Here is a 16,873-nt window from a genome sequence, read left to right as displayed (position 1 = left end):
GTAGGTGATCGAACCACCTTCGGCCACGGTGCCGGTCGCGCTGAGCGACAGGTTGGTGGTGTCGACGGTGTCGGTGACGGTGGTCGAAACCGGGGTCTTATCAGCCACCAGATTTTCGTAGTTACCACCGCTCACGCCGGTGATGGCGTTGGTCAGCGGTGCATGGCCGGTCAGCACATCGTTAGGCGCCGTGGTGGTCACGGTGCCGGTGGTTTTGCCGACTTCGATGGTGATCGACTGACCGTTCGACAGGTTCACGGTCACAGGCGAGCCGGTCACCGGTGCACCCACGGTTGCGGTGTAGGTGACGGTGCCACCCTCGGCCGCTGTTGCGGTTGCGGTCAGCTTCACGGTGGTGGTGTCGATGGTGTCGGTGACGCTGGTCACCGCTGGCGTGGTGCTGGTCACCAGGTTTTCGAAGTTGCCGCCAGTCGCGTTGGTGATGGTGGCCTGCACGTTGCCGGCGTCTTTGTAGACGTCATCGGCTGGCGCGGCGACGGTCACGGTGCCTGTGGTTTTACCGGCTTCGATGGTGATGACTGCGCCATTGCTCAAGGTCACGGTCACCGGAGTGCCCGCAGCGTTGGTCAGGGTCGCGGTGTAAACGATCGAACCGCCCTCGGCGACCGAATTGGTGGCGCTAAGGGTCAGGTTGGTGGTGTCAACAGTGTCGGTCACGGTAGTGCTGACCGGCGTCTTGTCGGCCACCAGATTTTCGTAGTTGCCGCCCGTCACGTTGGTGATCGCGTTGGTCAGCGGCGTGTGGCCGTTGAGCGCATCGTTAGGCGCCGTGGTCGTCACGGTGCCGGTGGTTTTACCCACTTCGATGGTGATGCTCTGGCCATTCGACAGGTTCACGGTCACTGGCGAGCCAGTCACCGGCGCGCCCACGGTCGCGGTGTAGGTGACGGTGCCGCCTTCAGCCGCCGACGCGGTCGCGGTGAGTTTCACCGTGGTGGTGTCGATGGTATCGGTGACTTGCGTCACGGCCGGAACAGTGCTCGGCACCAGGTTTTCGAAGTTGCCACCGCTGGCATTGGTGATCGTCGCCTGCACGTTGCCGGCGTCTTTGTAGACGTCGTCGGCTGGCGCGGCAACGGTCACGGTGCCAGTGGTTTTGCCGGCTTCGATAGTGATCACGGCGCCGTTCGACAGAGTCACGGTCACTGGCGAGCCAGCGGCGTTGGTCAGGGTCGCGGTGTAGATGATCGAACCGCCCTCGGCAACCGAATTGGTGGCGCTGAGGGTCAGGTTGGTGGTGTCGACGGTGTCAGTGACGGTGGTCGAAACCGGCGTTTTGTCGGCGACCAGATTCTCGTAGTTGCCGCCGCTCACGCCGGTGATCGCGTTAGTCAACGGCGTGTGGCCGGTCAGCGCATCGTTCGGTGCGGTGGTGGTGACGGTGCCAGTGGTCTTGCCGACTTCGATGGTGATCGACTGACCGTTCGACAGAGTCACGGTGACTGGCGAACCGGTCACGGGTGCGCCCACGGTGGCGGTGTAAGTGACAGTGCCGCCTTCAGCCGCCGACTCGGTCGCGGTCAGTTTGACCGTGGTGGTGTCGATGGTGTCGGTGACTTCAGTGACAGCCGGAACGGTGCTCGGAACGAGGTTCTCGAAATTGCCACCGGTGGCGGTCGAAATGGTCGCCTCGACTTTGCCGGCGTCTTTGTAGACGTCATCTTTCGGTGCGTCGACGGTCACGGTGCCGGTGGTTTTGCCGGCCTCGATGGTGATCACGGCGCCGTTGCTCAAGGTCACGGTCACCGGGGTGCCCGCAGCGTTGGTCAGTGTGGCGGTGTAAGTGATCGAACCGCCTTCGGCAACCGAGTTGGTGGCGCTGAGGGTCAAATTGGTGGTGTCGACGGTGTCAGTGACGGTGGTCGAAACCGGAGTTTTGTCGGCTACGAGGTTTTCGTAGTTGCCGCCAGTCACACCCGTGATCGAGTTGGTCAGCGGCGTGTGGCCGTTGAGTGCATCGTTCGGCGCGGTGGTGGTGACAGTGCCAGTGGTTTTGCCCACTTCGATGGTGATCGACTGACCATTGGCCAGGGTCACGGTCACAGGCGAGCCGGTCACTGGCGCGCCAACAGTCGCGGTGTAAGTGACGGTGCCACCTTCAGCGGCCGTTTCGGAAGCGGTCAGCTTCACGGTCGTCGTGTCGATGGTGTCGGTGACTTCCGTTACGGCTGGAACGGTGCTCGGAACCAGGTTCTCGAAGTTGCCACCGGTTGCGTCCTTGATGGTCACTTCAACCTTGCCGGCGTCTTTGTAGACGTCATCGGCTGGCGCGGCAACGGTCACGGTGCCGGTGGTTTTACCGGCCTCGATGGTGATGACGGCGCCGTTCGACAGAGTCACGGTCAGCGGGGTGCCGGCCGGGTTGGTCAGGGTCGCGGTGTAAACGATCGAACCGCCTTCGGCCACGCTGTCGGTCGCGGTCAGCGACAGATTGGTGGTGTCGACGGTGTCGGTCACGGTGGTGCTGACTGGGGTTTTATCGGCGACCAGATTTTCGTAATTGCCGCCGCTCACGCCAGTGATTGCGTTGGTCAACGGCGTGTGGCCGTTCAGCGCATCGTTTGGCGCAGTGGTGGTCACGGTGCCGGTGGTCTTGCCCACCTCGATGGTGATCGACTGACCGTTGGACAGGGTCACGGTGACTGGCGAACCGGTCACAGGTGCACCCACGGTCGCGGTGTAAGTGACGTTGCCGCCTTCAGCTGCCGATTCAGTCGCGGTCAGTTTGACCGTGGTGGTGTCGATGGTGTCGGTGACTTCGGTTACGGCCGGAACAGTGCTCGGCACCAGGTTCTCGAAGTTGCCACCGGTGGCGGTCGAAATGGTCGCTTCGACTTTGCCGGCGTCTTTGTAGACATCGTCCTTCGGTGCATCGACGGTCACGGTGCCGGTGGTTTTACCGGCCTCGATGGTGATCACGGCGCCGTTCGACAGGGTCACGGTCACCGGCGTACCTGCCGGGTTGGTCAGGGTCGCGGTGTAGACGATCGAACCACCCTCGGCCACGGAGCCAGTGGCGCTCAGGGTCAGGTTGGTGGTGTCGACGGTATCAGTGACGGTGGTCGAAACCGGCGTTTTGTCGGCCACGAGATTTTCGTAGTTGCCGCCAGTCACGCCAGTGATCGCGTTGGTCAGCGGCGCGTGGCCGTTGAGCGCATCGTTCGGCGCGGTGGTGGTGACGGTGCCGGTGGTTTTGCCGACTTCGATCGTGATCGACTGTCCGTTGGACAGGGTCACGGTCACAGGCGAACCGGTCACAGGTGCGCCCACGGTCGCGGTGTAAGTAACGGTGCCGCCTTCCGCCGCCGACTCGGTCGCGGTCAGTTTCACCGTGGTGGTGTCGATGGTGTCGGTGACGTTGGTCACGGCCGGAACGGTGCTCGGCACCAGGTTCTCGAAACCGCCACCAGTGGCGGTCGAAATGGTCGCCTCGACTTTGCCGGCGTCCTTGTAGACGTCGTCTTTCGGCGCATCGACGGTCACGGTGCCGGTGGTTTTACCGGCCTCGATGGTGATGACGGCGCCGTTCGACAGGGTCACGGTCACCGGCGTACCCGCCGGGTTGGTCAGGGTCGCGGTGTAAGTGATCGAACCACCCTCGGCAACCGAATCGGTGGCCGTCAGGTTCAGGTTGGTCGTGTCGACAGTGTCCGACACCGAGGTGTCGGCAGGCTTGCCGTCCACCGCCAGATGTTCGTAGTTGCCGCCGGTGGCCTTGTCGATGGTCACGCTCAACGAGCTGCCGCCCGCCAACGGGCTGTTCGGCGCGACGAAGTTCACGGTGCCGGTGGTCTCGCCGACGGCGATGGTGATGGTCTGGCCGTTGGACAGGGTCACGACGACCGGCGAGCCGGTCACTGGCGCCGTCACGGTCGCGGTGTAAACCACGGTTTCGCCTTCGGCGACGTTGGCGGTAGCGGTCAGCGACACGGTGGACGTGTCGATGGTGTCATTGACGGTGGTGACCGCCGGGGCGGTGCTGGTGACCAGGTTCTCGAAGTTGCCACCGGTGGTGGTCGAAATGGTCGTCTCGACTTTGCCGGCGTCCTTGTAGACGTCGTCCTTCGGTGCATCGACGGTCACGGTACCGGAGGTTTTGCCGGCCTCGATGGTGATCACGGCGCCGTTGCTCAACGTCACGGTCACCGGAGTGCCGGCGGCGTTGGTCAGGGTCGCGGTGTAGGTGATCTGGCCACCTTCGTTGACTTCCGGCGTGGCGCTCAGGGTCAGGTTGGTGGTGTCGACGGTGTCGGTCACGGTGGTGCTGACTGGCGTTTTATCGGCCACGAGGTTTTCGTAGTTGCCGCCGCTCACGCCGGTGATCGAGTTGGTCAGCGGCGTATGGCCGTTGAGTGCATCGTTCGGTGCGGTGGTGGTGACAGTGCCGGTGGTCTTGCCGACTTCGATGGTGATCGACTGACCGTTGGCCAGGGTCACGGTCACAGGCGAACCGGTTACCGGGGCGCCAACGGTGGCGGTGTAAGTGACAGTGCCGCCTTCAGCTGCCGACTCGGTCGCGGTGAGTTTCACCGTGGTGGTGTCGATGGTGTCGGTTACATCGGTGACAGCCGGAACAGTGCTTGGCACCAGATTCTCGAAGTTGCCGCCAGTTGCATCCTTGATGGTGACTTCGACTTTTCCGGCGTCTTTGTAGACGTCATCTTTCGGCGCATCGACGGTCACGGTGCCGGTGGTTTTACCGGCCTCGATGGTGATCACGGCGCCGTTCGACAGGGACACGGTCACCGGCGTACCCGCCGGATTGGTCAGAGTCGCGGTGTAGACGATCGAACCGCCTTCGGCCACCGAGTCAGTAGCGCTCAGGGTCAGGTTGGTGGTGTCGACGGTGTCGGTGACGGTGGTCGAAACCGGGGTCTTGTCGGCTACGAGGTTTTCGTAGTTACCGCCGCTCACACCGGTGATCGCATTGGTCAGCGGGGTGTGGCCGTTCAACGCATCGTTCGGCGCCGTGGTGGTGATGGTGCCGGTGGTTTTGCCCACTTCGATGGTGATCGACTGACCATTGGCCAGGGTCACGGTCACAGGCGAGCCGGTTACCGGGGCGCCAACGGTGGCGGTGTAAGTGACAGTCCCGCCTTCAGCTGCGGACTCGGTCGCGGTCAGTTTCACCGTGGTGGTGTCGATGGTGTCGGTTACATCGGTGACGGCTGGAACGGTGCTCGGCACCAGGTTCTCGAAATTGCCACCAGTCGCATCCTTGATGGTGACTTCGACTTTGCCGGCGTCCTTGTAGACGTCATCTTTCGGCGCATCGACGGTCACGGTGCCGGTGGTTTTGCCCGCTTCGATGGTGATGACGGAGCCGTTGCTCAACGTCACGGTCACCGGGGTGCCAGCCGGATTGGTCAGGGTGGCGGTGTAGGTGATCGAGCCACCTTCGGCCACGGTGTCGGTCGCAGTCAGTGTCAGGTCGGTGGTGTCGACGGTGTCAGTCACAGTGGTGCTGACCGGAGTCTTGTCGGCTACGAGATTTTCGTAGTTACCGCCGCTTACACCGGTGATCGCATTGGTCAGCGGAGTGTGACCGTTCAACGCATCGTTCGGCGCAGTGGTGGTGATGGTGCCGGTGGTTTTGCCCACTTCGATGGTGATCGACTGACCATTCGCCAAGGTCACGGTCACAGGCGAGCCAGTCACCGGAGCGCCAACGGTCGCGGTGTAAGTGACAGTGCCACCTTCAGCCGCCGACTCGGTCGCGGTCAGTTTCACCGTGGTGGTGTCGATGGTGTCGGTGACATCGGTAACAGCCGGAACAGTGCTCGGCACCAGGTTCTCGAAGTTGCCGCCGGACGCATCCTTGATGGTCACTTCGACCTTGCCGGCATCCTTGTAGACGTCGTCTTTCGGCGCATCGACAGTCACGGTGCCGGTGGTTTTACCGGCCTCGATGGTGATGACGGAGCCGTTGCTCAACGTCACGGTCACCGGAGTGCCGGCCGGGTTGGTCAGGGTCGCGGTGTAGGTGATCGAGCCACCTTCGGCCACGGTGCCGGTTGCGGTCAGCGTCAGGTCGGTGGTGTCGACGGTATCGGTCACGGTGGTGCTGACCGGTGTCTTGTCGGCCACCAGGTTTTCGTAGTTGCCGCCGCTCACGCCAGTGATCGAGTTGCTCAGCGGTGTATGACCGTTGAGCGCATCGTTCGGCGCGGTGGTGGTGACAGTGCCGGTGGTTTTGCCGACTTCGATGGTGATGGTCTGACCGTTGGCCAGGGTCACGGTGACCGGCGAACCAGTCACTGGCGCACCAACAGTGGCGGTGTAGGTGACGGTGCCGCCCTCCGCCACCGACGTATCGGCGCTCAGCTTCACGGTCGACGTATCGATGGTGTCAGTCACTTCAGTGACGGCCGGTACGGTGCTCGGAACCAGATTCTCGAAGTTGCCGCCGGACGCATCCTTGATGGTCACTTCGACTTTGCCGGCGTCTTTGTAGACGTCATCGGCCGGAGCCGGAACGGTCACGGTGCCGGTGGTTTTACCCGCTTCGATGGTGATTACCGAGCCGTTGCTCAGCGTCACGGTCACTGGCGTGCCAGCTGGATTGGTCAGCGTGGCGGTGTAAACGATCGAACCGCCTTCGGCCACGGAACCTGTAGCGCTCAAGGTCAGGTTGGTGGTGTCGACGGTGTCGGTGACTGAGGTCACGGCCGGAGTCTTGTCGGCGACCAGGTTTTCGTAATTGCCGCCGCTGGTGCCGTCGATCTTCACGCTCAACGTGTTGCCGCCGGCCAGTGCATCGTTCGGCGCGGTGTAGTTGACGCTGGCGCTGCTGGCGCCGACCGGGATGGTGATGGTCTGGCCGTTGGACAGGGTCACGACCACTGGCGAACCGGTTACCGGTGCGGTGACGGAGGCGGTGTAAACCACCACGCCGCCTTCAACGGTGCTGGCCGTGGCGCTCAGGGAAACGGTGCTGTTGTCGATAGTGTCGGTGACATCGGTCACCGCCGGGGTCTTGTCGACCACCAGATTTTCAAAGTTGCCGCCCGTGGTCTTGGTGATGCTGGCGTCGACTTTGCCGGCGTCCTTGTACACGTCATCGCCCGGTGCTGCGACAGTGATGGTGCCGGTGCTGGCGCCTTTGGCGATGTTGATCACCGCGCCGTTGCTCAGGGTCACGGTCATGGCCGTGCCGGCCGGGTTGGTCAGGGTCGCGGTGTAGACGATCGAACCGCCCTCGGCGACCGAACCGGTGGCGCTCAGGCTGATATTGGTGGTGTCGACGGTATCGGTGACCTTGGTCACCACAGCCGAACGGTTGGCATCGACCTGTTCGAAGTTGCCGCCGCTGTGGCTGGCAATCGCGGTCTGCACCTTGCCGCCATCGATGTAAGGCGTGTTGGCCGGCGCAGGGAAGTTCACCGAACCGCTGGTGGCACCGGCAGCGATGTTGATCACCGCGCCGTTGGCCAGGGTCACGGTCATGGCGGTGCCGGCCGGGTTGCTCAGGGTCGCGGTGTAGGTGATCTGGCCACCTTCGCTGACGGTGTCGCTGGCGCTCAGGGTCAGCGTGGTCTTGTCGATGGTGTCGTTGACCGTGGTGCTGACCGGCGTCTTGCTGACGTCGAGTTTCTCGAAGTTGTCACCGCTGGCATCGGTCATGGTCACGGTGAGCTTGCTGACATCCTTGTAGACGTCATCGCTCGGCGCCGGGATGGTCACCGAACCGCTGGTCTTGCCGGCCTCGATAACGATCGTCTGGCCGTTGCTCAGATTGACGGTCACCGGCGTCTGCGCGGCGTTGGTCAGGGTCGCGGTGTAGGTGATCGACGTGCCTTCGAGCACATAGCTTTCGGCGCTGAGGGTCAGGTGCGTGGTGTTGATGGTGTCGGCGACGTTGGTCACCGCTGGCGTCGGGTTGGCCACCAGGTTTTCGAAATTGCCGCCGGAGGTGTCCTTGATGGTCACTTCGACTTTGCCGGCGTCTTTATAGACGTCATCGGCTGGGGCCGGAACGGTCACGGTGCCAGTGGTTTTGCCGGCTTCGATGGTGATGACGGAGCCGTTGCTCAACGTCACGGTCACCGGGGTGCCGGCCGGGTTGGTCAGGGTGGCGGTGTAGACGATCTGCCCGCCCTCGTTGACGTTGCCGGTGGCGGTCAGCGATACGGTGGTGGTGTCGACGGTGTCGGTGATGGTGGTGCTGACCGGCGTTTTGTCGGCCACGAGGTTTTCGTAGTTGCCGCCGCTGACGTTGGTGATCGAGTTGGTCAGCGGTGCATGGCCGGCCAGTACGTCGTTCGGCGCGGTGGTGGTCACGGTGCCGGTGGTTTTGCCGACTTCGATGGTGATCGACTGACCGTTGGCCAGGGTCACGGTCACAGGCGAGCCGGTTACCGGAGCGCCAACCGTCGCGGTGTAAGTGACGGTGCCGCCTTCAGCAGCCGATTCGGTCGCGGTCAGTTTGACGGTCGAAGTGTCGATGGTGTCGGTGACCTGGGTCACGGCCGGCACAGTGCTTGGCACCAGGTTTTCGAAGTTGCCGCCGGTTGCGCCGGTAATGGTCGCTTCGACTTTGCCAGCATCCTTGTAAACGTCGTCTTTCGGCGCATCGACAGTCACGGTGCCGGTGGTCTTGCCGGCTTCGATGGTGATGACGGCACCGTTCGACAGGGTCACGGTGACCGGAGTGCCGGCCGGATTGGTCAGCGTCGCGGTGTAGATGATCGAGCCGCCCTCGGCCACGGAATCGGTGGCGCTGAGGGTCAGGTTGGTGGTGTCGACGGTGTCAGTGACGGTGGTCGAAACCGGAGTTTTGTCGGCGACCAGATTCTCGTAGTTTCCGCCGCTCACGCCGGTGATCGCGTTGGTCAGCGGTGCGTTGCCGGCCAATGCGTCGTTCGGTGCGGTGGTGGTCACGGTGCCGGTGGTTTTGCCGACTTCGATGGTGATCGACTGACCGTTAGCCAAGGTCACGGTGACAGGCGAGCCGGTAACCGGGGCGCCGACAGTGGCGGTGTAAGTAACGGTGCCACCTTCAGCCGCCGACTCGGTGGCGGTCAGTTTGACGGTGGTGGTGTCGACGGTATCGGTCACGTCGGTGACGGCCGGAACGGTGCTTGGCACCAGGTTCTCGAAGTTGCCGCCGGTGGCGTCCTTGATGGTGACTTCGACTTTGCCGGCGTCTTTATAGACGTCATCGGCAGGGGCCGGAACGGTCACGGTGCCAGTGGTCTTGCCCGCTTCAATGGTAATGACGGAGCCGTTGCTCAACGTCACGGTCACCGGGGTGCCGGCCGGATTGGTCAGGGTCGCGGTGTAAACAATCGAACCACCCTCGGCGACAGTGCCGGTGGCGCTCAGGGTCAGATTGGTGGTGTCGGCAACGTCTGTAACCGTGGTCGAAACCGGAGTTTTGTCGGCCACCAGATTTTCGTAATTACCGCCGGAAACGCCGGTGATCGAGTTGGTCAGTGGTGCATTGCCGGTCAACGCATCGTTCGGCGCGGTGGTGGTCACGGTGCCGGTGGTTTTGCCCACTTCGATGGTGATCGACTGACCGTTGGCCAAGGTCACGGTGACCGGTGAACCGGTCACTGGCGCGCCGACAGTAGCGGTATAAGTGACAGTGCCACCTTCAGCCGCCGATTCGGTCGCAGTGAGTTTCACCGTGGTGGTGTCGATGGTGTCAGTGACTTCGGTAACGGCCGGAACGGTGCTTGGCACCAGGTTCTCGAAGTTACCGCCAGTGGCGTCCTTGATAGTGACTTCGACCTTGCCGGCGTCTTTATAGACGTCATCGGCAGGGGCCGGAACGGTGACTGTGCCGGTAGTTTTGCCAGCCTCGATGGTGATGACGGAGCCGTTGCTCAACGTCACGGTCACCGGGGTGCCGGCAGGATTGGTCAGGGTCGCGGTGTAGACGATCGAACCGCCCTCGGCCACGGAACCGGTCGCGCTCAGCGACAGGTTGGTGGTGTCGATGGAGTCGGTGACGGTGGTGGTCGCTGGCGTCGTGTTCGGCACCAGATTCTCGAAATTGCCGCCGGTAGCACCGGTAATCGTGGTGCTGACGGTGCCGCCGTTGTTGTAGACGTCATTCGGTGCGGTCGGCACGTTGACGCTGCCGGTGGTCTGGCCGGCGCCGATGGTGATGGTCGAGCCGTTCGACAGGGTGACGGTCACCGGCGTCTGCGCCGGATTGGTCAGGGTCGCGGTGTAGGTGATCTGGCCACCTTCGACCACGGTGCCGGTAGCGGTCAGGGTCAGGCCGGTGGTGTCTCGCGAATCGACGATCGTGGTAACGGCCGGTGTCGGGTTCGGCACCAGGTTTTCGAAGTTGCCGCCGGTGGCACCGGTGATGGTGGTGGTGACGGTGCTGCCGTTGTTATAGACGTCATTCGGCGCGGTCGGCACGTTGACGGTGCCGGTAGTCTGGCCGGCGCCGATGGTGATGGTCGAGCCGTTCGACAGGGTGACGGTCACCGGCGTCTGGGCCGGGTTGGTCAGCGTGGCGGTGTAGGTGATCTGACCGCCTTCGGTCACGCTTGGGCCGGCCGTCAGGGTGACGGTGGTGGTGTCGATGGTGTCGGTGACCTGAGTCGTGGCCGGAGTGGTCGGCGGGGTCACGGTGATGCCGCCACCGCCAGTGGTGCCGGTGACCGTCACGTCGATCTGGGTCGGGTCGTTATAAACAGTGTCGTTCGGTGCCAGTGGCACGTTGACGGTGCCGGTGGTGGAACCGGCCGGAATCACGATCACCGCGCCGTTGGACAGGGTGATGGTCAGGTCGGTCAGCGGCGCCTGGGTCAGGGTCGCGGTGTACACCAGCACGCCGCCGGCTTCGGTGATGCTCGGCGTGGCGCTGAGGCTCAGGGTCGATTCGCGCAGGGCGTTGGCGGTGGTGTCGGTGGTCTGGCCACCGGTGGTGTCCTGTGCGACCTGGCCGGCGGAATTGATGCCCGCAGTCGGGAAGCCAATGGTCGGGTCGACACGGCCGGCGGTCGCATCGAGCATCACAAAGCTGTGACCGCCACCGGCGGCACCGCCAGTCCCTGCGGCGCTCGGGCCGGCAGCGGTGGATTCAAGGGCGGTAGTCGGGTCGACACCGGCGGCGATGGCTTGTTGCAGCTCTTCTACCGACGGCGCGGCTTGCGCGGTGGCTTCGGCCAGGTCGGTGCTGGAATCGGGGGTATCGGCGCTCCACTGAGTGTCGCGGCCCAGATCGATCGTGCGGCCATCGGCCAGTTCCAGGGACACGGCGCCGGAAACGCCGGTGTCGACCTGATCGCCGGCAAACAGCCGGTCGCCTTCAACGAGTACGCGACGGACGCCCTCTGGGGACACCACGAAAACCTGACCGACAATGCTTTTGACGATGGCAACAACACTGCTCATTGAAGACTCTCCGGGGTGTCACGTTCAGTTGACTTCCATAGACCTGATGGCTGTCTGCGCCGATTCAGTCTGGACGTACTTTTAAAAAAAGATGAAGCAAAGTTGACGCTGCTATTCGTCAATATTTTGGCTAGATTCTTTCGCTATTAACTTTATGCCAAACTATTGACCTTCTGGGAGCCATCCTAAACAATCGCCCCGGTAATGTCACATTGATATTTATGCGGCGACCTGCCCTTCAGCGTGTGATCCAGTTCCGGTTTTAAACTTTCCGACATACGGTCATTCCGGTTGCCATCTTCCGACGCAGCTCGTCATTTTGCTGTGATTCAAGACAAGAAGTTCTGGGAAATCTTTACCATGCGTTCGCACCTGTTCAAGGCTCTACCCTTCGCTCTCGCCGCGTCTTTCGTACAAGCACAATCCTTACCAGAAGCCATGCAGCAGGCACTGGATGTCCATCCGGAAATCCAGGCAGGGGTCAACAGCCGACTGGCCGCGGATTATCAGTTAAAGGCTGCAAAAGGTGGATACCTGCCCAAGGTCGATCTGCTGGGCGGCTATGGCCGTGAAGGCACCGACAGCGTCACCACCCGTGCCGCCGGTGGCGGGAATCACTGGGAAACCCTGAACCGCAGCGAGTCAAGTTTGCGTCTGTCGCAAATGGTTTTTGACGGTTTTGCGACGTCCAGCGAAGTCGGGCGTCAACAAGCCACCGTCAACTCCCGCGCCTATTCCTTGCTCGGCACTTCCGAGCGCACTGCGCTGACCGTGGCCCAGGTTTACCTGGATGTACTGACCCGTCGCGAGTTCGTGCGTCTGGCCGAGGAAAACCTCAAGAGCCACCAGCGAATCTACGATCAGATCCAGCTGCGCACCCAGCGCGGCGTCGGCAGCGGTGCCGACCTCGATCAGGCCGAAGCGCGGATGGCCCAGGCCCGCAACAACCTGATCACCGAGCAGACCAACCTCGCCGACTCGGAAACCAATTTCCTCAGCGCCGTCGGCCAGATGCCCGATCAACTGGAGCGTCCGGCGCCGTTCATGGCGATGATGCCGGCCAACCTGAATGAAGCCCGCGCGCAGATGCTGGAAAACAGCCCGATCCTGCGCTCGGCCGAATCCGATATCGCCGCTGCCGAGAAGCAGTACGAGACCGCCAAGTCGACCTTCTACCCGCGCTTCGACGCCGAGCTGGGCCGCACTGCCGACAACGACCTCGACGGCCAGAACGGTCACAACAACGAATGGCAGGCCATGCTGCGCATGCGCTTCAACCTGTATTCGGGCGGCAGCAACAAGGCGGACCTGGAATCCAAGTCGTACCTGTCGAACCAGGCGCTGGACATCCGCAACAACGCCCTGCGTCAATTGAATGAAGAACTGGGCCTGGCCTGGAACGCCCTGAACAACGCCAACGCCCAGGTACCGATCGCTCAGCAGTACGTTGATCACAGCACCTCGGTGCGCACCGCTTACCAGCGTCAGTTCAGCCTCGGCGAACGTACCCTGCTGGATTTGCTCGACAGCGAAAACGAGCTGTTCACCGCTTCGCGGCGTCTGGCCGAGATCAAAAACATTCAGTTATTTACTCAGTACCGAATCAAGGCGACCATGGGCGAGTTACTCAAGAGCCAGGGAGTGGTCGCACCATTGGCATCCGTTGTGCAGAACGACGTGAAGCCCAAGGTCCAGCTGCCTGGGATGAATTGAGTTTGTCCCTTTTCAACCGTTAAGAGTGCAGAGCGTGGAATCAGAAGTCAGTCGAGTTCATCTCAGTCATGATCCACGCGCGTTGCACGACGATCCGTTACTGGATGGTCTGCTCGCTCTTTGCATGCTCCACCAGAAGCCCGCCAGCGCGGCGATGCTGACCACCGGCCTGCCGCTGCCCAAACAACGCCTGAGTGTCGAGCTGCTGCCCCGTGCAGCGGCGCGCGCCGGGCTGCAGGGGCGGGTGCTGCAACGCAAGCTGGAAGAAATTCCGGCGATTGCCATGCCGGCGCTGTTGCTGCTCAAGGATGGCCGCAGCGCCGTCCTGCTCGGCTGGCAGGGTGAGAACGAAGCGCGGGTGCTGCTCAGCGAAAGCGACGGCGGCGAGTCTCTGGTCAGCCGCGAACTGCTGGCCGACGACTACACCGGCAAAGTGTTCTTCGCCCAGCCCCAGCACAAATTCGACGTCAACCACGGCACGCTGATCCCGCGTGCACGCTCGTGGTTTCGCGACACCCTCAAGCGTTCGCGCTGGCTGTATGCCGACGCCATCGCCGCCAGTTTCCTGATCAACATCATCGCCATGGCCGCGCCGCTGTTCGTGATGAACGTCTACGACCGCGTGGTGCCGAACCAGGCCGAAGCGACCCTGTGGGTGCTCGCGCTGGGCATCACCGGCGCCTATATGTTCGACCTGATCCTCAAGAGCCTGCGCAGCCTGTGCCTGGATCTGGCCGGCAAGAAAACCGACCTGATCATCTCCGCCACGCTGTTCGAACGCATCGTCGGTATGGCCATGAAATACCGCCCGGCGCGGGTCGGCAGCTTTGCCCAGAACATCCACGAGTTCCAGAGCCTGCGCGACTTCCTCGCCTCGCTGACCCTGACCAGCCTGATCGACCTGCCGTTCACCATCCTGATCTTCATCGTCATCGCGATTCTCGGCGGGCATCTGGTGTGGATTCCGGTGCTGGCCTTCCCGATTGCGCTGCTGATCGGCTACGCCTTGCAGAAGCCGCTGGTGGCAACCATGGAACGCACCATGGCCCTCGGCGCCGAGCGTCAGTCGAGCCTGATCGAAACCCTCGCCGGCCTCGACGCGGTGAAGGTCAACAACGCCGAAAGCGAACGCCAGTATCAGTGGGAGCAGACCATCGGCACCCTCAGCCGCCTCGAGCTGCGGGTGAAAATGCTCTCCGGTCTGGCGATGAACATCACCCTGCTGATCCAGCAACTGGCCGGGGTGATCATGATCGTCTTCGGTGTGTACCAGATCATCGCCGGCAACCTGAGCATGGGCGGCCTGATCGCCTGCTACATGCTCAGTGGCCGCGCCCTCAGCCCGCTGGCGTCGTTGTCCGGTCTGCTGACCCGCTACCAGCAGGCGCGGGTGACCATGACCTCGGTCGACCAGATGATGGAGTTGCCGCAGGAGCGCAATTTCGAAGAACGCCCGTTGAGCCGCAAGGTTCTGCAGGGCGCGATCGAATGCCGCCAGCTCAACTTCACCTACCCGGAACAACAGAACCCGGCGCTGAAGAACATCAACCTGGTGATCCGTCCCGGCGAGAAGATCGGCATCATCGGTCGCAGCGGTTCCGGCAAAAGCTCACTGGCGAAATTGCTGGTGGGCCTGTATCAGCCGGACGACGGTGCGTTGCTGGTGGATGGCGTCGACATCCGCCAGATCGACGTCAGCGAGCTGCGCTACAACATCGGCTACGTGCCGCAGGACATCCAGCTGCTGGCCGGCACCCTGCGCGACAACCTGGTTTCCGGCGCCCGTTACGTCGAGGACGAGCTTGTCCTGCAGGCCGCTGAACTGGCCGGCGTCCACGAATTCGCCCGCCTGCATCCACAGGGTTATGAGCTGCAAGTCGGCGAGCGCGGGCAGAACCTGTCCGGCGGCCAGCGCCAGAACGTTGCGCTGGCCCGGGCGCTGTTGCTCAATCCGCCGATCCTCTTGCTCGACGAACCGACCAGCGCCATGGACAACACCGGCGAAGAACGCCTCAAGCAACGCCTCGCGGCGGTGGTGGAAAACAAGACCGTGGTGCTGGTGACGCACCGGGCATCGCTGCTGTCGCTGGTCGATCGCCTGCTGGTGGTCGACCGTGGACAGATCCTCGCCGACGGCCCGAAAGCGGCCGTCATGGAAGCGTTGAAGAAGGGGCAGATCAGTGTTGCTTAAGTCGGGTTTCAAGGATTCGATCCGCCGCTACTTCAAGGGCTCGGCATCGCTGCAGGGCCAGCCGCTGCCGGAGGTCAACAAGGCCTTGATCGAGGACGCGCCACGCGTGGTGCGGCTGACGATCTGGGCGATCATCGGTTTCTTCGTGTTCCTGATGCTGTGGGCCAACTTCGCCGTGATCGACGAAGTGACCAAGGGCGACGGCAAGGCGATTCCCTCGTCGAAGATCCAGAAAATCCAGAACCTCGAGGGCGGGATCGTCTCCGAGCTGTTCGTCAAGGAAGGCCAGATTGTCGAGGCCGGTGCACCGCTGGTTCGCCTGGATGACACGCGTTTTGCCTCCAACGTCGGCGAAACCGAGGCTGATCGCCTGTCGATGTTGCTGCGGGTCGAGCGCCTGAGCGCCGAGGTCGATGACCGGCCGCTGAATTTCCCCGAGGACGTGCTTAAAGCCGTACCGGGTCAGGCGAAAAGTGAAGAATCGTTGTACATCAGCCGTCGTCAGCAATTGCACGACGAGGTCGGTGGTTTGCAGGAACAGTTGATCCAGCGCCAGCAAGAGTTGCGCGAGTTCACCTCGAAGCAGGCGCAATACCGCCAGCAACTCGGCCTGCAACGCCAGGAAATCAACATGTCCGAGCCGCTGGTGGCCCAGGGCGCGGTGTCGCCGGTGGAAGTGCTGCGACTCAAGCGTGCCGAAGTGGAAACCCGTGGTCAGCTCGACGCCACCACCCTGGCAATTCCGCGCGCCGAATCGGCGATCAAGGAAGTGCAGCGCAAGATTGACGAAACGCGCGGCAAATTCCGCAGCGAAGCCCTGACTCAGCTCAACGAGGCTCGCACCGACCTGAACAAGGCCCAGGCCACCGGCAAGGCGCTGGAAGACCGGGTCAGCCGTACGCTCGTCACCTCGCCGGTACGGGGCATCGTCAACAAGATGCTGGTCAACACGATTGGCGGCGTGATTCAGCCGGGCAGCGACCTGCTGGAAATCGTGCCGCTGGATGACACCCTGCTGGTCGAAGCGAAGATCCGCCCGCAGGACATTGCGTTCCTGCATCCGGGCCAGGAAGCCACGGTGAAATTCACCGCGTACGACTACACCATCTACGGTGGTCTGAAGGCCAAGCTGGAACAGATCGGCGCCGACACCATCACCGACGAAGACAAGAAAACCACCTACTACATCATCAAACTGCGCACCGAACGCAGCCATCTCGGCACTGACGAGAAACCGTTGCTGATCATCCCCGGGATGGTGGCGTCGGTGGACATCATCACCGGCAAGAAGACCGTGCTGAGCTATTTGCTCAAGCCGATCATCCGGGCGCGGGCCGAGGCGTTGCACGAACGGTAAATCTTCACGAACGCCTTCGCGGGACTCGCGGAGGCGTTCGTCGCACCAACACATTCCGTCCAGAAGTGACACAAATGGTCACTCACCATCCAGTCCATTCCTAAGCATTCGCCATATCGTTATTCGTTAACAGTATTTAAATTCCGCTTCTTATAGCTATAAAGTCAGCCTCCTGCGTACCTGCCGACCAATCGGCGCGCCGCACGACACGAACCAACACGCAATCCAGCGTG

4 protein-coding genes are annotated in these 16,873 nt (G+C 62.4%); 3 read left to right on the top strand and 1 reads right to left on the bottom strand.

Features of this window, described 5'->3' with window-relative positions; all coding sequences use genetic code 11:
• The coding region (locus PMI24_RS21760) for a retention module-containing protein (RefSeq protein WP_007957733.1) at nt 1–11,379 on the bottom strand (11,379 nt) is incomplete at its 3' end.
• A 360-nt stretch (nt 11,380–11,739) separates the two neighbouring features.
• On the opposite strand from PMI24_RS21760, the gene PMI24_RS21755 reads away from it, so the two are divergent.
• The 3 genes from PMI24_RS21755 to PMI24_RS21745 are packed head-to-tail and all read left to right on the top strand — an operon-like array spanning nt 11,740 to nt 16,640.
• On the top strand, nt 11,740–13,092 hold the full coding sequence (locus tag PMI24_RS21755) for a TolC family outer membrane protein (RefSeq protein WP_007957732.1): 1,353 nt from the start codon (nt 11,740–11,742) through the stop codon (nt 13,090–13,092).
• Nucleotides 13,093–13,126: 34 nt separating this feature from the next.
• On the top strand, nt 13,127–15,283 hold the full coding sequence (locus PMI24_RS21750) for a type I secretion system permease/ATPase (protein ID WP_045121845.1): 2,157 nt from the start codon (nt 13,127–13,129) through the stop codon (nt 15,281–15,283).
• Nucleotides 15,273–16,640: an HlyD family type I secretion periplasmic adaptor subunit gene (locus PMI24_RS21745; RefSeq protein ID WP_007957729.1), complete on the top strand. Its 1,368-nt coding sequence runs from the start codon at nt 15,273–15,275 to the stop codon at nt 16,638–16,640. The genes PMI24_RS21750 and PMI24_RS21745 overlap by 11 nt, the downstream gene beginning before the upstream one ends.
• The last annotated feature ends 233 nt before the right edge of the window (nt 16,641–16,873 follow it).

This window comes from Pseudomonas sp. GM25 (assembly GCF_000282255.1).
Classification (GTDB): Bacteria; Pseudomonadota; Gammaproteobacteria; order Pseudomonadales; family Pseudomonadaceae; genus Aquipseudomonas; species Aquipseudomonas aphyarum.
The sequence above is the reverse complement of the archived record's forward strand: the minus strand, read 5'-3'. Positions and strand labels throughout refer to the sequence as shown.

Coding starts and splice junctions, on each gene's coding strand:
- PMI24_RS21755 (WP_007957732.1), top strand. CDS start 11,740: ATGCGTTCGCACCTGTTCAAGGCTCTACCCTTCGCTCTCGCCGCGTCT.